The 17,649-nt window shown below is 64.1% G+C and carries 19 protein-coding genes and 1 tRNA gene; 9 read left to right on the forward strand and 11 right to left on the reverse strand.

Annotation, left to right across the window (positions count from 1 at the left end; translation table 11 throughout):
* Nucleotides 1-104: 104 nt before the first annotated feature.
* From ACFO5X_RS23340 to ACFO5X_RS23355, 4 genes are all read left to right on the forward strand, one after another.
* Nucleotides 105-181: transfer RNA gene (locus ACFO5X_RS23340), tRNA-Arg, on the forward strand.
* Between the two features lie 137 nt (nucleotides 182-318).
* On the forward strand, nucleotides 319-876 hold the full coding sequence (locus tag ACFO5X_RS23345; protein WP_380722105.1) for a heme oxygenase-like domain-containing protein: 558 nt from the start codon (nucleotides 319-321) through the stop codon (nucleotides 874-876).
* Nucleotides 873-3,449, forward strand: a complete 2,577-nt coding sequence (locus tag ACFO5X_RS23350; protein ID WP_380722107.1) for an HWE histidine kinase domain-containing protein — start codon at nucleotides 873-875, stop codon at nucleotides 3,447-3,449. Before ACFO5X_RS23345 ends, ACFO5X_RS23350 begins: the two co-directional genes overlap by 4 nt.
* A gap of 84 nt (nucleotides 3,450-3,533) precedes the next feature.
* A complete protein-coding gene (locus tag ACFO5X_RS23355) occupies nucleotides 3,534-3,875 on the forward strand; it encodes a cupin domain-containing protein (protein WP_380722109.1) in 342 nt (113 codons plus the stop codon).
* Between the two features lie 6 nt (nucleotides 3,876-3,881).
* On the opposite strand, the gene ACFO5X_RS23360 is transcribed toward ACFO5X_RS23355, so the two are convergent.
* From ACFO5X_RS23360 to ACFO5X_RS23380, 5 genes are all read right to left on the reverse strand, one after another.
* Nucleotides 3,882-4,718 (reverse strand): L,D-transpeptidase, encoded by an 837-nt coding sequence (locus ACFO5X_RS23360; RefSeq protein WP_380722111.1) that lies wholly within the window; start codon nucleotides 4,716-4,718, stop codon nucleotides 3,882-3,884.
* 93 nt (nucleotides 4,719-4,811) lie between these two features.
* The gene (locus ACFO5X_RS23365) at nucleotides 4,812-6,020 is read right to left on the reverse strand and encodes an aminopeptidase P family protein (RefSeq protein WP_380722113.1); all 1,209 of its coding nucleotides are present in this window, start codon (nucleotides 6,018-6,020) and stop codon (nucleotides 4,812-4,814) included.
* Nucleotides 6,021-6,248: 228 nt separating this feature from the next.
* Entirely contained in the window at nucleotides 6,249-6,566 is a 318-nt protein-coding gene (locus tag ACFO5X_RS23370; RefSeq protein WP_380722115.1) for a hypothetical protein, read from the reverse strand.
* Nucleotides 6,567-6,585: 19 nt separating this feature from the next.
* The gene (locus tag ACFO5X_RS23375) at nucleotides 6,586-7,428 is read right to left on the reverse strand and encodes a hypothetical protein (protein WP_380722117.1); all 843 of its coding nucleotides are present in this window, start codon (nucleotides 7,426-7,428) and stop codon (nucleotides 6,586-6,588) included.
* Between the two features lies 1 nt (nucleotide 7,429).
* On the reverse strand, nucleotides 7,430-8,221 hold the full coding sequence (locus tag ACFO5X_RS23380) for an alpha/beta hydrolase (protein ID WP_380722119.1): 792 nt from the start codon (nucleotides 8,219-8,221) through the stop codon (nucleotides 7,430-7,432).
* Between the two features lie 85 nt (nucleotides 8,222-8,306).
* Here ACFO5X_RS23380 and ACFO5X_RS23385 point away from each other — a divergent pair, with 85 nt between their 5' ends.
* The 5 genes from ACFO5X_RS23385 (at nucleotide 8,307) to ACFO5X_RS23405 (ending at nucleotide 12,430) form a co-directional block, all read left to right on the forward strand.
* Nucleotides 8,307-9,782: an NAD-dependent succinate-semialdehyde dehydrogenase gene (locus ACFO5X_RS23385; protein ID WP_380722121.1), complete on the forward strand. Its 1,476-nt coding sequence runs from the start codon at nucleotides 8,307-8,309 to the stop codon at nucleotides 9,780-9,782.
* A 154-nt stretch (nucleotides 9,783-9,936) separates the two neighbouring features.
* A complete protein-coding gene (locus ACFO5X_RS23390) occupies nucleotides 9,937-10,902 on the forward strand; it encodes an IS1595 family transposase (RefSeq protein ID WP_380722123.1) in 966 nt (321 codons plus the stop codon).
* Nucleotides 10,903-10,925: 23 nt separating this feature from the next.
* On the forward strand, nucleotides 10,926-11,786 hold the full coding sequence (locus ACFO5X_RS23395; RefSeq protein ID WP_380722125.1) for a hypothetical protein: 861 nt from the start codon (nucleotides 10,926-10,928) through the stop codon (nucleotides 11,784-11,786).
* Nucleotides 11,779-12,297, forward strand: coding sequence for a type II toxin-antitoxin system VapC family toxin (locus ACFO5X_RS23400; RefSeq protein ID WP_380722127.1), 519 nt, complete (start codon nucleotides 11,779-11,781; stop codon nucleotides 12,295-12,297). Before ACFO5X_RS23395 ends, ACFO5X_RS23400 begins: the two co-directional genes overlap by 8 nt.
* Entirely contained in the window at nucleotides 12,287-12,430 is a 144-nt protein-coding gene (locus ACFO5X_RS23405) for a hypothetical protein (RefSeq protein ID WP_380722129.1), read from the forward strand. Before ACFO5X_RS23400 ends, ACFO5X_RS23405 begins: the two co-directional genes overlap by 11 nt.
* 137 nt (nucleotides 12,431-12,567) lie before the next feature.
* Here ACFO5X_RS23405 and ACFO5X_RS23410 read toward each other — a convergent pair whose 3' ends face one another.
* From ACFO5X_RS23410 to ACFO5X_RS23435, 6 genes are all read right to left on the reverse strand, one after another.
* Nucleotides 12,568-12,945 carry a hypothetical protein gene (locus tag ACFO5X_RS23410; RefSeq protein WP_380722131.1) on the reverse strand — a complete coding sequence of 126 codons (378 nt, stop codon included), beginning with the start codon at nucleotides 12,943-12,945 and terminating at the stop codon, nucleotides 12,568-12,570.
* 283 nt (nucleotides 12,946-13,228) lie between these two features.
* Complete coding sequence (locus tag ACFO5X_RS23415) at nucleotides 13,229-13,927, reverse strand: dimethylsulfonioproprionate lyase family protein (RefSeq protein WP_380722133.1); 699 nt, start codon at nucleotides 13,925-13,927, stop codon at nucleotides 13,229-13,231.
* A gap of 99 nt (nucleotides 13,928-14,026) precedes the next feature.
* A complete protein-coding gene (locus tag ACFO5X_RS23420) occupies nucleotides 14,027-14,209 on the reverse strand; it encodes a hypothetical protein (RefSeq protein ID WP_380722135.1) in 183 nt (60 codons plus the stop codon).
* Between the two features lie 108 nt (nucleotides 14,210-14,317).
* Nucleotides 14,318-15,757: an amidase gene (locus ACFO5X_RS23425; protein ID WP_380722137.1), complete on the reverse strand. Its 1,440-nt coding sequence runs from the start codon at nucleotides 15,755-15,757 to the stop codon at nucleotides 14,318-14,320.
* A complete protein-coding gene (locus ACFO5X_RS23430; RefSeq protein ID WP_380722358.1) occupies nucleotides 15,757-16,041 on the reverse strand; it encodes an ArsR/SmtB family transcription factor in 285 nt (94 codons plus the stop codon). The genes ACFO5X_RS23425 and ACFO5X_RS23430 overlap by 1 nt, the downstream gene beginning before the upstream one ends.
* A gap of 105 nt (nucleotides 16,042-16,146) precedes the next feature.
* On the reverse strand, nucleotides 16,147-17,376 hold the full coding sequence (locus ACFO5X_RS23435) for a mandelate racemase/muconate lactonizing enzyme family protein (protein WP_380722138.1): 1,230 nt from the start codon (nucleotides 17,374-17,376) through the stop codon (nucleotides 16,147-16,149).
* Nucleotides 17,377-17,649: the final 273 nt, after the last annotated feature.

Here is a 17,649-nt window from a genome sequence, read left to right on the forward strand (position 1 = left end):
TTTGGCTGACGTTACCGCAATCGCGCTGGCCGGTTCAACAACTGTTCACATTCTGCCCCAAGACCGATGACAAGCCCCGCGAAGCCGGGTAAGAGCGGGGCGGCGACCTCGTGGCTCAACTGGATAGAGCAATCCCCTCCTAAGGGATAGGTTGCAGGTTCAAGTCCTGCCGGGGTCACCAGACATCCCTTTTTTGGGGCGTGACGGAGAAGATCATTTTTTTGATTTTCTTCGGAACCCATCGCGTAGCCTCGGCGTTTTCGGTCAAAAGCTTGCTGCTATGGCCGGCGACCGTATTTCTGACCAGGCTGCATGTAGTTGAACGAACCCTCCCTTACTGTGAACGCCGCCTTACCCGATCTGCGCCTGAGGTTGCGCCAGGAAACCGGCCAGGACCATGTCGAACTCGATACTCTGATGTCGACGCTGGACCTGTCGACTCCGGAGGGGCGCGACGTGTTCTCTCACATCCAGTATCGCGGAATGCTGCGGCTCGGTCGCGCCTGCGGCTGGGAGGCTTCCGAGGCCACCTCGCTGATCCGCAACACGGTGGCATCGCTGCAACAGTCTTTTCCTGGCGATGCGCCTGCCGAGACGGACGAGGCGCTGGACGGGGACGCGGTGGCCTATGTCGCTCTTGGCTCTCAGCTTGGCCTCACTGTGCTGCGCAGGTCTCTCGAACCCCATCAACAGACCGGCGCGTTTGAGCACGAGCCGGATCTCGGTGCGTGGAAGGCCTTTGCGCGCCGGATCGCCGAGATTCCGTCCGGTTCCGGGACCGCGACGCGCCTGGTGGAAGATGCCAGGCGGGCCTTTCGCATATTCCAGTCGGAAGCCGCCAGACTGATCAACCCTCCCACTGAACGGACCACATGAACGAACCCTTTATCTCGACCGACACGCCCGTTGATCTGACGAACTGCGACCGCGAGCCAATCCACATCCTGGGCAATGTCCAGGCCTTCGGCGCGCTGATTGCCGTATCCGCCGACTGGATCGTGCAGCATGCGTCCCGCAATACGCGGGAGATCCTGGGGATCGATTCGGATCGGCTGGTCGGCTGCCCGCTGGCGCAGTTCCTCCCCGCAAACACGATCGACAGGCTGCGGGACCGGCTGGGAACCTGCAGCAACGAAAATTCGGTGGGTCGGATGTTCGGGCTGGAGGTGTTCGAGGACGGGCGGATGTTCGACATCAGCGTGCACCAGTCCAACACCAGCTTCGTGATCGAGTTCGAAGCGAAATCGCGGGGCACGGATCACGACGAGCTGGCCATCGTCACGCCGATGATGCGGCGGATCGCGGTGGAGCCGGACGTTCTCTCCGTATCGCACACGGCGGCGGAGCAGCTGCGGGGCCTGACGGGGTTCGACCGAGTCATGGTCTATCAGTTCGGCCCCCAGGGGGACGGCAAGGTGATCGCCGAGGCAAAGGACAGCAGCGATACCGAGAGCTATATGGGGCTGCATTTCCCGGCATCGGACATTCCCCGGCAGGCGCGCGAGCTCTACAAACGCAGTCTGCTGCGGCTGATCTCCGATGTGGATGGCGAGGTGTCGCCCATCGAGCCGCAGTTCAGTCCGGAGGGCCAGCCTCTGGACCTGTCGCTGGCGGTGACCCGCGCGGTGTCGCCGATCCATCTGGAATATCTGAGAAACATGAAGGTGCGGGCCTCCATGTCGGTGTCGATCATCATTCGGGGCGAGCTGTGGGGCCTGTTTGCCTGCCACAGCCGCGAGCCGCTCTACATCGACTACGAGCGGCGCACGGCCATCGAGTTGCTGGCGCAGTTCTACGCCTATGAGCTGGAACGCTCCGAGGCGCGGTCGCTGTCCGAGACCACGGGACGGGCGCAGAAGCTGCATGACCGGCTGATGATGCAGCTGAGTTCGGGCGAGGACCTGACCAAGGGATTCGCGGGCGTGGCGCGCGAGATCGCGAAGGTCATCCCGTTCGACGGCATTGCTCTGTTCTCCGACGGCACCTACCTGACGCAGGGCAAGGCGCCCAAGGCCCAGGATTTCGAGAAGATCGCGCGCTTTCTGAATACGTCGGCGGCGTCGCGGGTCTATGCGACGGACCATCTGATGGCGCATCTGCCCTCGTTGAGGGATGTGATCGATACCTGCGCGGGAATTCTGGCGATTCCGGTGTCGCGCAAGCCGCGGGATTACCTCGTGCTGTTCCGGACGGAGACGACTCGCCAGGTCAACTGGGCGGGCAATCCCCACAAACCGGTGGAGGTCGGGGCCTTTGGCGCGCGGCTGACGCCACGAAAGAGCTTTGAGGTCTGGAAAGAGGACGTCGGCAGCCGGTCCGCCCCATGGTCGGCGACATCGTTGCGGGCGGCGGAGGCCATACGGGTCACGCTGCTGGAAGTGGTGCTGAAGCTGTCGGACGAAATGAACGCGGAGCGCAAGCGCGCGCACGACCAGCAGGAATTGTTGATCGCCGAGCTGAACCACCGGGTGCGCAACATCCTGGGCCTCATCCGGTCGCTGGTGAAACAGTCGGGCAAGAGCACGGGATCGATCGAGGATTTCACGGCGGCGGTGGACGGGCGCATCCATGCGCTGGCGCAGGCGCATGACCAGCTGACCAAGACGGAGTGGAAATCGATTCCGTTCAGCGAGTTGCTGTTCACCGAGCTGCGCGCCTATGTCGAAGGGGACGAAGACCGTCTGACCATCACCGGACCCGAGGTCGACCTGTCGCCGGAATCCTTTGCGACCATGGCGCTGGTCTTTCATGAGCTGGTCACCAACTCGGTCAAATACGGCGCCTTGTCGGTGCCGTCCGGCAAGATCCATGTCGAGATCGATTTCCCGGACGAAAAGACCGTTGGGATCCGCTGGACCGAGAGTGGGGGTCCGGCGGTCAAGGCGCCCACGCGGCGCGGGTTCGGGACCACGATCATCGAGAAATCCATACCCTTCGAGCTGCAGGGCGAGGCACGGGTGGACTATCGCCTGTCCGGGCTGACGGCGGAGTTCCGGCTGCCGAAGCGTTATGTGACGGTGCGGACCCCGGCACCTGCGCCGAAGGTGGACATGTTCGAGACGGAGAGCGAGCCGACGTTCAAGCTGTCAGGCGCGGCTATGGTGGTGGAGGACAATCTGATCATCGCGATGGATGCCTCGGACATTCTGAGCGATTTCGGCGCCGGAGTCGTGCACATCGCGGCGTCGGTCGCCGAGGCGTTTCGCGTGGCGAACGCCAATACGATCTCGCTGGCGGTTCTGGACATCAACCTGGGGTCAGAGACGAGTCTGCCTGTGGCGCAGTTCCTGGCAGCGCGGAAGATTCCGTTCGTTCTGGCCAGCGGTTACGGCACGCTGTCGGATTCGCTGGCACAATATCCCGCCGCTCCTGTGGTCGCGAAGCCCTATACCAAGGAGTCGCTGATAAAGGCCCTGTCCCGTCTGATCGAGGACACCGAGGACGTCTGACGCGATGGCGGATTGCCCTGAATCCCCGACTGCCGCAGGTTGCGGTGGCGGTATATGGACGTATTGATTCGAGGGGAGAGAGCCATGAACGCGCTGATCCAGACCGTCGACGCCGACGTCGATCCCGAGTTCGGGGCGCCGGACCCCGAGAAAGTGATCTCGGGCAAACCGGTGTTTACCACCTGGAACATCGAGGATCGCGACGGGCTGTATTGCGGTATCTGGCAGTCGACGCCGGGAAAGTGGCGGATTGCCTATGAGGAATGGGAATACTGCCGCATCCTGATCGGCCATTCCATCATCACCGGTGAAGATGGCACGGTCCTGGAAGTGCGCGCCGGAGACAGTTTCATCCTGCGCCCCGGGTTCCGGGGCACATGGGAGGTCGTCGAATTCACCCGAAAGGATTACGTGATCCGGCTGTAAGCCGGATCATTCGGTGATCGTGCGCTTTTTCTTCTGCGGTTCCTCGACCACCACCACCTCTCCGCCGGCGGCAGCCTCGGCTTCGAGCTTGCGGCGGAATTTCTCGGCCTCGACGGCGGCATAGACCTCGTCGGCGTCGAGAATGACGGGGGGCAGTTCGACGCCCCGGTTGGCCATTTCCTCGCCTTCGAGCATCACCGATTCGTCATAGGTGCGCACGACCACGTCGGTGCCGAGTTCGGTGCGGTCGAAGAGGTGGATGATGTCCTGGTTGAACATCCGGATGCAGCCGGCGGAATTGGCGTTGCCAATCGAACTCACGTCATTGGTGCCATGGATGCGGAAGTAGGTGTCGCGCCCGCCGCGATAGAGATAGAGCGCGCGCGCGCCGAGCGGGCTGGCGACGCCGCCCGGAATGCCGCGGCGGAAGGGTCCGTAGACCTCGGGTTCGGTGCGCAGCATGTTGGCGGTGGGGATCCAGCCGGGCCAGACCTCCTTGCGGCGGATCGTGCCTGTGCCCCGGAACGACTTGCCCTCACGCCCGACGGCGATGGGGTAGCGGGTCGCCTGGCCGGCGTCCTCGACGTAGTAGAGGAACTTGGCATAGGGATCGACGACGATGGTACCGGGCGCCTCGGTGCCGTTATAGGCCACCTCGGTGCGCCGGTTGGGTTCGACCAGGTATTGCGGATCGACCGCCGGGATCGTGATGTCGCCATCGTCGACCGCACTGTATGGCCCCACGGCTGCCGGGGGCGACGTTTGCTCGGTCGGTGCGCCGCAGGCGGCGAGAAGTCCGAGCGCCGAGCAGAGCACAAGCGTGCGGAGAGTCAGTGCGGGCATGGCAGGGTCCGTGTTCTGTTTCGGATATCTAGTTAGCAGCATATCCGGCTGCGTCAAAACGCGTGCGACGGTTTCCTACGGGGTGAGGGATTTTCAACTCACCACGTTGAAGCCGGGGCCGTAGGGATAGGCTGTGATGTTCTCGTTTCCATCGTCGGTGATCAGCAGGATATCGTGTTCGCGATAGCCGCCCGCGCCGGGCTGGCCCTGGGGTATGGTCAGCATCGGTTCCATCGAGATGACCATGCCGGGATGCAGCGCGGTGTCGATGTCCTCGCGCAGTTCCAGACCGGCCTCGCGGCCGTAGTAGTGCGAGAGCAGGCCGAAGGAATGGCCATAGCCGAAGGTGCGATATTGCAGCAGGTCGCGCTCGGCAAGGAAGGCGTTGATCGCAAGCGTCACCTCGGCGCAGGAGACATTGGGTTTCAGCAGGCTCATGCCGTATTCATGGGCCGCGACGTTGGCCTCCCATATCTTCAGGCTGGCCGAGTCGACCTCGCCCAGGAACATGGTGCGTTCGAGGGCGGTGTAATAGCCCGAGATCATCGGGAAGGCGTTGAGGCTGAGGATGTCGCCCGTTTCGAGCCGGCGCGAGGTGACCGGGTTGTGGGCGCCGTCGGTGTTGAGGCCGGACTGGAACCAGACCCAGGTGTCGCGGTATTCGGCGTCGGGGAAGCTGCGCGCGATCTCCAGTTCCATCGCGTCACGTCCGGCCATGGCGACGTCGATTTCGCGCTGGCCGGCACGCACGGCGTCGCGGATGGCGTAGCCGCCGATGTCGCCAATCCTGGCGCCTTCGCGGATCAGGGCGATTTCGGCTTCGGACTTCATCATGCGCTGGCGCATGGTGGCGGGGGCGAGGTCCACCATGACGGCGGGGGCGAGGAAATCCTCGAGCTTGTCGCGCTGTGTCAGCGTGAGATGGTCGCCCTCATAGCCGATCACGCCGCCCGAGCCGGTCACCGAGTGTACCGCGCGCCAGAAATTGTCGCGCGCCCAGTCGGTATAGGTGAGGGTGTCGGTATGGCTGCGCCGGCCCGGCTGCCCGGCGTCGATGCCCGCCGAGATCGTCACGGCCTCGGTCTCGGTCACGACCAGACCGTAGGGGCGGCCGAAGGAGCAATAGAGAAAGCCCGAGTAATAGGCGATGTTGTGCATCGAGGTGAGCACGGCGGCGGTGGCGCCCATGTCGTCCATGCTGGCGCGCAGGCCAGCGAGCCGGTCGTCGTATTCGGCGGCAGAGAAGGGCAGGCTGGCCTTTTCGCCATTGGAAAAGCGGTAGAATTCGGGGCGTGTCGTCATGGTCGACCCTCCGTCAGCGTGGCGGAGGGAGCACCTGTCGCGCCCGCCTGTTCCGCCATCAGAAGAGTCCCGGCGTACAGGACGGATGGGGGCGCATCCCGCGGGGATGAGGCGACGCCATCGCCGGTGCCCGAAGGAGTGATGTCACTTTGCCGCCCGGGCTGGCAAGTAAAAACGGCGCCGGCCGGTGGTCCGGCAGCAGCTTAAGGGCCTTAGTTTGTGATGGTGTCAGCGCAGCTTGCGGGCCTTGGCCTCGGACAGCAGGCGGGCATAGAGCGCATCGGCCTCAACCCGTGAGATTCCGCTGCCACTGACCCGGTTCTGGCCTGTGATGGCAGCTGCGGGGGCCGCGCTGCTGTCGCCGCCGTTGTAATCCACGGAAGTTGTCGAGGTGACGGTTTCGGTGCCGGCGTAATATCGGATCGGGCCGGTTCCGACGTAATAGTCGACGACCGGCGGCTTCACGGTCACGATTACCGGCTTGTCGCCAGCCAGGGCCGGGGCGGAGGCGAGAAGCCCGCAGGCCAGGACGATTAGGTGTTTCATCGCAATGTCCTTGTGCAATTCAATGCGCGTTCCGGAAGGGTCGGGCAAAGGAGGCGCCGACCAGCAGTCTCCGTCCATCGACGTTATTGGTGATATCACCGACGCCGAGGGAAATCTGCAAGTTTTTATTGCGCCCGGTCCAGATGTTCACGCCGCCGATGGCCTCGTCGCCATACCAGCCCAGGCTGAGGCCGTAGCTGTCGCTGAGACCGACGCCCGCGCCGGCGAACCACCCGGGATCGTTGGTGCCGGTCTTGACACCCGTCCCGTATCCCGCACTGAGCATCACCGGATAGCGCCAGCCGCGCCCGCCGCCCCGCACGGCTGAGACCGAGAGGGTGGTTTCCACGTCAAGCACACGCGAATCGCCCCAGGTCAGCAGGTTGTCCAGGTCGAGGCCCACTGCGCCGCGCCAGTTCGGTCCGAAGGCGACTTCGCGGCTGAGTTTCACGCCCACCTTGCCGGATTCCGCGAAATGGAAGCCCGAGACCGACGTGATGTCGATGATCGGGGTGACGCCGATGCCGTTGACCGGATCGCCCAGCCCGAAGCCGACGGCAAAGGAGGCGTCCCAGTCGCCCAGGGTGCGCCGGTCGCGGCGGTTGGTGGTCGCCGCCGAGACGAACCACAGCCCGCGCGGCGCCCCGAAGCCGGTGGGGATCCCGAACATCGAGACCCGCCGCATCATCGGTGCGCGCCCCTGTTCCAGCCGCTCGAGCAGGTCGAGCAGTTCGGCGTCCGACAGGGTAGCGGGGTCGATGGCCTGCGCCTCGGGCAGGGAGATATGGCGGATGCTCTGGGCGCAGAGCGGCAGCGCAAGCATGGCAGCAATGGCGGCCGCGAAGAGACGGGGCAACCGCATGTCAGGCCCCGGCCAGCGTCCGGGTCAGATCGGAGTCGGGATCGGCCAGATCGTCGATCACGTTGAAATGATGCTTGCCCGGAACCACCACATTCGGCGCGTTCCAGGCCTCGGCCAGCCAGCGCGCCTGATCGAGGAACGCGGGCCGCTCAGCTCCGCCGACCCAGACGGTGACGGCGGTAGCAGGTGCCGGTTGAAGGACCGGGCTTTCCGCGGTCGCGTCGGCCTCGGTCATTGCGAAACTGTCGTTCATCGTCGTCTTCAGCAGGGGCCGCAGGTCGCTGAGCGGCGAGATCGGAACGACATGGCGGATCCGCCCAGCGAAATCCGCGCTCAGCATTCCAGGCGCCAGCATCCGCGCCACCAGATGACCGCCGGCCGAATGGCCGGTCAGCGCGATGGGGCCGGGCACGGCGGCTGCAACCGCTTGAACCGCCTTGGCAATCTGGGAAGTGATGTCGGCTATGCGCACCTGCGGGCAGAGGTCATAGGAGGGCAGGGCAACCGCCCAGCCCCGGCCCAGCCCGCCCGCCGCGAAATGCGACCATGTGGACCGGTCGAAGTTCAGCCAGTAGCCGCCGTGCACGAAGACCAGCACGCCGCTGGGCGTGCCCTCGGGCAGGAACAGGTCGAAGCCATGGCGCGGACCGCTGTCATAGGGCTGGTTCAGCCGGGCGCGTCCGGCCTCGGCCATCTGCGCGCGGAACTGCGCTGCTGCCGCGTTCCAGCGGTCCGGGTAGGCTGCGCCCCCCTCGATATACTTCCCGTTGGCATAGGCGTCATCCAGTTCCATTCCCGACTTCTCCCGCTGTCGTTCTGGACAAATCCTGCCTCAAATGGTTTGGGTGCGCGAGTGGATATTGCCGAAGGAGGCCCCGATGCTTGACGCGACAACCGATCTCAAATCTCTCCTCAAGGACCCAAGTCTGCTTGAGACGCGGGCCTATATCAACGGAAAGTGGGTTGATGGCGACAACGGCACCTTCGCCGTGACGAACCCGGCTCGGGGCGATGTGATCGCCGAAGTCGCCGACGTCAGCCGTGCCCAGGCCGCCGCCGCCATCGACGCGGCCTATGCGGCGCAGAAGGAATGGGCGCGCCATACCGGCAAGGAGCGCGCCGCGATCCTGCGCAAGTGGTATGACCTGATGATGGCCAATTCCGAGGATCTCGGGATCATCCTGACCGCCGAACAGGGCAAGCCCAAGGCCGAGGCCATCGGCGAGATCGGCTACGGCGCGTCTTTCGTGGAATTCTTCGGGGAAGAGGCCAAGCGGGTTTATGGCGAGACGATCCCGGGCCACCAGCGCGACAAGCGGATCACCGTGATCAAGCAGCCCATCGGCGTCGCCGCGTCGATCACGCCCTGGAACTTTCCCAATGCGATGATCACCCGCAAGGCCGCGCCGGCGCTGGCCGCGGGCTGTGCTTTCGTCGCGCGGCCTGCCAAGGAAACGCCGCTGTCGGCCATCGTGCTGGCGGTGCTGGCCGAGCGCGCCGGCATTCCGGCGGGCGTGTTCAACGTGGTGCCCTCGTCGAAATCCTCGGAGATCGGCAAGGAGTTCTGCGAGAACCCGAAGGTGCGCAAGCTGACCTTCACCGGCTCGACCGAAGTGGGCCGCATCCTGCTGAAGCAGGCGGCGGATCAGGTTTTGAAGTGCTCGATGGAGCTGGGCGGCAATGCGCCCTTCATCGTGTTCGACGACGCCGATCTGGATGCGGCGGTCGAAGGCGCGATGATCTGCAAGTTCCGCAACAACGGCCAGACCTGCGTCTGCGCCAACCGGATCTACGTGCAGGCCGGCGTCTATGACGCCTTCTCGGAAAAGCTGGCGGCGGCGGTGAAGAAGCTGAACGTCGGCGACGGGCTGACGGCCGGCGTGACGACCGGGCCGCTGATCAACGGCGATGCGGTCGAGAAGGTGAAGGAGCATCTGGAGGATGTGGTGAGCCATGGCGGCAAGGTGCTGACGGGCGGCAATCCGCATGCGCTGGGCGGCACCTTCTTCGAGCCGACCGTCGTGACCGGTGTCACGCAGGACATGCTGGTCGCCCGTGACGAGACCTTCGGCCCGCTGGCGCCGCTGTTCAAGTTCGACACGGTGGACGAGGTGATCGAGTTGGCCAACGACACCATCTTCGGGCTGGCGTCGTATTTCTATGCCAAGGATCTGAGCCGGGTCTACAAGGTGGCCGAGGCGCTGGAATACGGCATGGTCGGCATCAACACGGGCCTGATCTCGACCGAGCTGGCGCCCTTTGGCGGGGTCAAGCAATCGGGGCTGGGCCGCGAGGGCAGCCACCACGGAATCGACGAATTCATGGAGATGAAGTATCTCTGCATGAGCCTCTGAAGGAAGTTCCGAGGCGGTTTCCGAAAGGGCGGGGGAGACCCCGCCCTTTTGCTGTCCGGGAAGAGGGTGTGCAGCGTCCCAGCTGGGGGCGATTATATACTTGACACACCCAAGCTGTAAGCCTATGTTAAGCTTACAAAGCTAGGAATCTGCAATGTCCGTTCTGTCCAAAGCCTACATGTATGACGAAGCCGCTGCGTTCGCGCACGTCGAAGCCATGCTTTGGCCGAACGGGCCGGTGTGCCCGCATTGTGGCAACTGCGATAAGGTCTACGATCTGAAAGGCGTCCGCTCCAAGCCGAGCAAGAAGAACCCGGAAGGCGTCGAGCGTCACGGCCTCAAGAAGTGCGCTGAGTGCCGCAAGCAGTTTACCGTTCGTATCGGCACCATCTTCGAGGAAAGCCACATGCCGCTGCACAAGTGGCTCCAGGCTATCCACCTGATGGTGTCCAGCAAGAAGGGTATCAGCGCGCACCAGATGCACCGGGTTCTGGAAGTGACCTACAAAACCGCGTGGTTCCTTGAGCATCGTATCCGAGAAGCAATGCGCACGGATCACACCGGCCTGATGGGTTCCGGCGGTGGTGTGGTGGAAGCCGACGAGACTTTCATCGGGAAAGACCCGAAGATGATGCGCTATTATCCCAAGGGCAAGAAGATCGGCCCGCGTCAAAAGATGAAGGTTCTCGCGCTGGTTGATCGCACGACCGGCCGGGTTCGTTCTCAGGTTATCGACCACCTGTCCCGCCGGGACATTGGACCGATCATCAAGGCGAACGTGGCCACCGAAGCCCGCATGTCTACCGACGAGGCAAGCTACTACCGCCAACTCGACAAGCATTTTGCGGAACATATGACCGTTAACCATGGCGCAGAGGAATACGTGCGCGGCGAGGCCCACACGAACACGCTGGAAGGCTATTTCAGCATCTTCAAGCGCGGCATGAAGGGCGTGTATCAGCACTGCTCCAAGAAGCATCTGCATCGCTACGCCGCAGAGTTCGAGTTCCGTTACAACAACCGTGTCGCAAACGGAGTAGACGACACCGAGCGCGCTGCCGTTGCGTTATCTCAAATTGTCGGCAAGAGAGTCCTTTACCGGGACTCGTTGGGCGTGTAGAATCTGCGCCGGAGGCGCAGAAGTTGGCTAACCCGATCAAAATTACCATCAAGGGAAGCAGCTTTCTCGGTGGCGATGCGCCAACCGTCGAGGATTTGCTGTCTCAAATTCAGGACCTTGTTGCCATATTGAGGGGTGTTGAAGACGCGGTTGCGGAGGGCCGGGGCGAAGAAATTGAGTGGCGAATAACCGACGCAACACAAAACTCTCCCTTGACCTTTGAGGTAACGCCGTTCCCCAGACAACACGCAATGAACGTCGATAGTCGGGCGCAAACTGTGATTGCCGCGACTGCGGTTGGGATCAAAAAGCTAGCAGAGGGTGGCCCGCGCCCTCTGTATTTTTCTGACAGCGTGATCAGCAAGGTGGAGAGGGTATTCGAGCGAGTTACCAATGGACTCATGGAAACAACAGTGGATGTTTCTGAGTATGACAGCGCGCCTATGATTTCCGCAACCAAAGCCACCGCTAGGTCCGCGCTGGTAAACTTACATCGGTTCAGAGCACCTGAACCGATAAGCTACCGAGAGCTCGGCTCCGTCGAGGGTTATATTGCGAAGGTCGAGCTTGATGGGCACCGCAGGCCGATTATTTGGCTGCGACACCGACTTGATGGCCAGATGGTAAAGTGTGTATCTAGGGAAAGAGGTCTGGACAGAATTGGGCACTACGAGGTCGCAGAAGTTTTGAAGGGCCTGCGCGTCCAAGTGTTCGGAATGATCGCATACAAAGATCTGGAAAAAATTTCTTCCGTTGAAGTTGAAGGCGTCCATGTGTTTCCGGAAGAAGTTGATCTTCCGGATATTGGGGATATTGTTGCTCCTGGCTTCACAGATGGGGTTGAAGCGGTGGAGTATCTGAGGCGGCTTCGAGAGGATGGCTAGCCCACAACGCATATACTGGGATGCGTGCGCTTGGATTGCATACATTGCGAAGGAAACCGCAGTTCCAATCAAGAGCGGCGGAAAGGAGAACAGATTCGCCATGTGTGAGGCGGTTCTCAAGGGTGCAAGAGAAGGCAAGTACGAACTGGTTACATCGTGCTTTACCCTTGCGGAGGTATGCAAGCACAGTGAGGTAAAAAGCAGCCCGGTAGATAACCTGCCCGCATTCTTTGAACACAAATATATACTGATGATACCGGTGGATTTTGCACTAGGAAGGCACGCACAGAATATGCAGGCTAGCGGACTCGTTGCGCTCAAACCACCTGATGCAATACACCTAGCTTCTGCGCTGCGCGCTAAGGTGGATCAGATAAACACGTTCGACACTGATCTCCTGAAGTTGGATGGCAGCATACCAGGTAGGGATGGAAACCCTTTGAAGATAATCAAGCCTGGAAGCGACAAGTCTCCTTTGCCTCTTTTCCCCGGGAAACCAGATGGACCGTGATAATAAACAGCACGAACGTTTCAAAGAAGCCGCCCGAGAGCTAGAAGCGGACGACGACGAAGCCCGCTTCGCCGCAGCGCTCAAGAAGATCGCCAAGGCCGGGAAGAAGCCGGAAGAGAAGAAGGACAGTTGAGGTATTGAGATACCCCAACAAAATGGGGTATAATGATACCCATGAGGCAAGCACCCGGGGATCTAGGCAAAATACAATGGGACGCTGCGGCTGCCCGCAGCGCCATAGATGAATGCCCGCCCGGTGTCGCGCTTACCTTAGCTCGCCGCGCCCTCACCAGCATCTTGGAACGGGTCGAAGCCCTGAACGACCGCTATTACCCCGTCAAGGGCGCTGGCGTCGAAGGCGTCGGACGGAACGAAGGTCTGGTCGTAAACCTTGATGTCGGACAGGGCCGGCAACGGGATGTTGCCGGGTGTCCAATCGCCCTGGGCAGCGCCGTCAACGTGAACGACGACACCGTGCATGAGGGTAGTCCCTTCGATCTTGAGGAGCGCATAGGGCTGGATGAGAACCTTGACCCCATCCCGGATGGCGCTGATGTGGTGTCGCTCTTTGAGCGCCGCCTTGATCGTATTTTCGGGCGTAGCTGATGCCCGCATAGTGGTGCTGCCTAGCGACAGATTCAGTCCCATGTGCATGTGCTTAACCCCCATATCTTGTGCAGACCTTGGTGAAGGATACACGATTCGGCATGGGTTTGTCAAAGATACAATCGCCCAGCTGGGACGGGGGGTCATGATATTGATTTTAAATGACTTTTGATTAGTGACGTATTTTTGGGCGATTTTACCGGACGGCCGAAAGGGGCGGATGGGCCGGCCCAGGGGTCGCTGCCCCCTCTTGGCCTGCGGCCAATTCACCCCCGAGGGTATTTGAGAACCAGAGAAAGTGCGGGCGCCGCGCCTGCGGTTCCGGTCAGATGCCCTGCAAGCGTCGCGCCTTGCGGGTGGCGGTGAGCTTCATGGCCGGTGCGGCCAGGCGTTCGTGCGAGCCGACCCAGGCATAGGCGAGCAGGCAGGGATCCGTCTGGCCGGTGGTGATGCGATGCTCGTCGCCGGGTTTGTTCAGGATCAGCGAGCCGGGGGCGTGCACCGCCGCGTCATTCTCGGACCAGGCGCCGGCGATGGAGATGTAGCTTTCCTCGATCTCGTGATGGCTGTGCTGAGGATAGGTCGTGTTCGGCGCGAAGAGCACGAAGCCGAGGATCAGCTCGGAGGCGCGCACGGGGCCGAGCGGGCCGGCGATCTCGCAATAGGCATAGCGCTGGGCCAGGGTCTTTGGAACCTTCTCGTAGCCGTATTCCCAGGTCAGACCGGCGCGCACCTCGCGCAGGGCGCGCGCCATTCCCTGCATCGCGCCGCGTTCGCCCAGGTCGAGGGCGCGGGAGAGATGGGCGGTGACGGGCTTGTCCTCGGCGGCGCGGTCGTCGATTTCGGCGTTGCCCGCGATGATCCGCGAGAGCGCGTCGCGCACCCGCTTGCGGTGGGCGCGGATCAGTGTGCTGCCCCCGGCCGAGCCGAAGCGGTAGAGCGCCTCGAACTCGCGCAGAAGGTAGAGCCAGTCGGGCCTGTCCGTCAGCCGGGCGGTGGCCGGGGCGGCCTGCATGTCATCCATTGGTGCGACTTTCCCATGTCGGGCGGCGGCGCGCCCCGCAGGGCAGGTTAGAGCGGTCCCCCGGAAAAGAGAAGCCAGCCGCCGCAGGGCGCGGCGGAGTCAGCTTTGATTGGCGCCGCGCAGGCTGCGGATGGCGCGGCGGACGGCGCGCCAGTCTTCGGCCTCGGCGCGTTTGCCGGCGGAGTCGCACTGGCGTTCGCGTGCGGCGGCCTCGGCTTCGGCCCGGTTGCCGTGCGTGCGATAGAGAGCCTGAGCGTATTCGGCGGTTCGGATGGCTTCCATCTGAGCATCTCCCTTGGATTGGGGGGAGGCATGCCTCCCGCTTGGAGGAAGGACCAGTCTACAGGAAAGCGCAGCGGAAATCACCCCCCGACCCGGCGCAGCGGCAGCTCAGTGCCGGCGGATCGGGTCGATGGGGGTCGCCGGCAGGGCCAGCGCCTGCTCGATGAAGAGCGCGACCTGCAGCAGGCGCGCCTCGCCGCGCGGCGGGCCGATCAGCTGAATCGCCACCGGCAGCCCCGCTCTGGTGAAGCCGACCGGCATGGCCAGCGCGGGAAGCAAGGTGGTGGTGGCCAGGAAGGAGAAGCGGAGCCAGTTCTCGTAGGTGCCGGTCTCTTCGCCGTCGACGAAACGGGGGTATTCCTGTTCGACCGGGGCCGGCGCGATGCCGACGACGGGAATCGCCAGCACGTCCCAGGTGGTCAGGAACTGGTGCATGATGTCGTAGAGCTGGGACCGGCGCGCAGTGGCGGCGTAAAGCTGATCGGTGGTGACGTTCAGCCCGTAGGCGACATTGTCGGCGAGCCTTGCGCCGAAGGTGGCGCGCACCTCGTCCGGCAGACGGGCGATGACGGTGCCGTAATGCATGCCCCGGATCGCCAGATAGGTTTCGTTCAGCCCGTCGAGATCGGGGCAGGCGGTTTCGACCCTGGCCCCGGCGGCGGCGACCGCGGCCATCGCGGTGTTGAGCACCTCGCGGATCTCGCGCTCGACCGGGGCGAAGCCGTTCTGGTCTTCGGAGAAGGCGATGCGCGGCGGGCTGGTGGCCAGTTCGACCGCTGTCTGGAAGGGCACCGCGGGAGCGTCGAGCGAGAGCGGCATCCGCGGGTCCCAGCCGGCCATCGCGTCAAGGAACAAGGCGATGTCGCGCACGTCGCGCGCCATCGGGCCATTCAGCCCCTCGGGCAGGAACTTGGCACCGCCGGGGCCGCCGCCGCAGCGCCCCGGAGCGGGGCGCAGGCCCAGCACGCCGCAATGTGCGGCGGGGGTGCGCAGCGAGCCCATCAGGTCGGAGCCGTGCGAGAGCCAGACCTCGCCGGTGGCGAGAGAAACCGCCGCGCCGCCCGAGGAACCGCCGGCGTTCATCCTCGTGTCCCAGGGGTTGCGGGTGGAGCCGAAGACCGCGTTCGTCGAATTTCCGCCGGCGCCGAATTCGGGCGTGTTGGTCTTGCCGACAACCAGCGCGCCGCGCGATTCGAGCAGGTCGACCAAGGGATCGCTCTGTTCGGGGATGAAGTCGCGCAGCGCGGTGTTGCCCCAGGTGGAGCGCACGCCGGAGACCGCCTGTAGGTCCTTGATCCCGACCGGCAGCCCGGCGAGCCAGCCGGCCAGCGCGGCGTTCTCGGTGGCCAGCGAGGTGGCGCGGTCGCGGGCGCGGTCGAAACTGGTGGTGACCATGGCGTTGACGTCGGGTTCGACCTGAGCCGTGCGGGCTTCGGCGGCGGCGATGGCCTCGGACGGGGACACCTCGCCCCGGCGCAGCAGGGCGACCGTCTCGCGCGCGGGCAGGGCGCAGAGCTCTGGGCCGCTGAAGCGGGTTTCCGGGCGCATCAGCTGTCTCCGCAGAAGAGAGAATGCAGCAGGCCGATCACCTGCGTGGTGCGATCGTCGGCGAGCGCATAGTAGATTGTCTTGCCGTCACGCCGTGTCGTCACCAGCCCGTCCTCGCGCAGCCGGGCCAGCATCTGGCTGACCGCGGCCTGGCGGATGTCGAGCAGCGATTCCAGCGTGCCGACCGACTTCTCGCCGGTGCAGAGGTGGCAGAGGATCATCAGCCGGCCCTCATGGGCCAGCGTCTTGAGATAGGCGGTGGCCTCGGCCGAACGGGCCGCCATGTCGTCGGTCGAATCCGGGGGCAGCGGATGGGTCGTCTGGGTCGTCACGGGCAGCGCGCTCCGGTGGAGGGATCGGGCGCATCATGTCCGAGGCCGGCGCCGCTGTCACCCCTCCGCAGGCGCGCCGCCCTGGAAGGCGTTACCGTTGACGTAATCGCAGGGCGCCTCCTGCATCTGCAGATGCAGTCCGGTGCTGGTGAAGGGATGAGCACGGGCAAAGTCCTCGTCCACGTCGATCCCGAGACCCGGCGCCTCCGAGAGCCGCACGAAGCCCTCTTCGACCTTGATCGAACCGCGGATGAGGCGGTCGTGGAACGGGGTCTCGATGGTCTCGGCGATCAGCAGGTTGGGGATCGAGGCAGCGAGGTGCAGGTTCGCCGCCCACTCGACCGGGCCGGCGTAGAGATGCGGCGCCATCTGGGCGTTGTGGACCTCGGCGAGGGCGGCGACCTTCTTCATCTCCCAGATGCCTCCGGCGCGCCCGAGCGCCGGTTGCAGGATGCTGGCCGCGCCTGCGCGGAGAACCTGGGCGAATTCGGCCTTGGTGGTCAGCCGCTCGCCGGTGGCGATGGGAATGCCGCAGGCGCGCGCGACCTGGGCCATGCCGTCGACATCGTCGGGCGGAACCGGTTCCTCGAACCAGAGCGGCGAGTAGGGTTCCAGCGCCCGGCCCATGCGGATCGCCCCGGCGGTGGTGAACTGGCCGTGGGTGCCGAAGAGGATGTCGGCCCTGTCGCCCACCGCCTCGCGGACCCTGCGGCAGAACTCGACCGAGAGCGAGATATCCGACAGCGCCGGCATGTGCCCGCCGCGCAGCGTATAGGGGCCGGCGGGGTCGAACTTGACGGCCGTGTAGCCCTGGCGGACCATCTCGGCGGCGCAGTCGGCGGCCATGTCGGGGGAGGTCCAGAATTCGGCGATGGGCTGGCCGGGCTGGGGGTAGAGATAGGTGTAGCAGCGGATTGCGTCGTTCATCCGCCCGCCGATCAGCGCGTGGACCGGGCGGCCTCGATCCTTGCCGAGGATATCCCAGCAGGCGATCTCGAGCCCCGAGAAGGCGCCCATCACGGTCAGATCGGGGCGCTGGGTGAAGCCGCTGGAATAGGCGCGGCGGAACATCATCTCGATGTTCTCGGGGTTCTCGCCTGCCATGTGCCGCTCGAACACGTCGCGGATCACATGGGTCATCGCGTCGGGGCCGACCGAGGCGGCATAGACCTCGCCCCAGCCGGTGATGCCGGTGTCGGTCGTGACCTTGACGAGGATCCAGTAGCGCCCGCCCCAGCCGGGAGCGGGGGGCGAGGTGACGATGACGTCCAGATCGGCGAGTTTCATGCGCGGCGGCCTCCTGATTTGGGGCCACCTTCGCCGCCGTGCCCGGCCTTCGCAAGGCGACAAGCGACAGAGCGTGTCGCGCGTGGCGGTTCTTTTGGCGTCGCGCGGTGGGATGGGGCGCAGTTCCTTGGCTTCTCTGGTTGACAAATACCCTCGGGGGGCCGCCCCGCAGGGGTGGCGGGGGCAGAGCCCCCTGCGCGCTTTACGCCTTTGACCGGCATGAGGTCGCGCGCGGCGCTGCTTCCCGCTTTCCCGCTGCGCGGCTGGCGTCTA

Source organism: Seohaeicola nanhaiensis (assembly GCF_042654245.1).
Taxonomy (GTDB): Bacteria; Pseudomonadota; Alphaproteobacteria; order Rhodobacterales; family Rhodobacteraceae; genus Seohaeicola_A; species Seohaeicola_A nanhaiensis.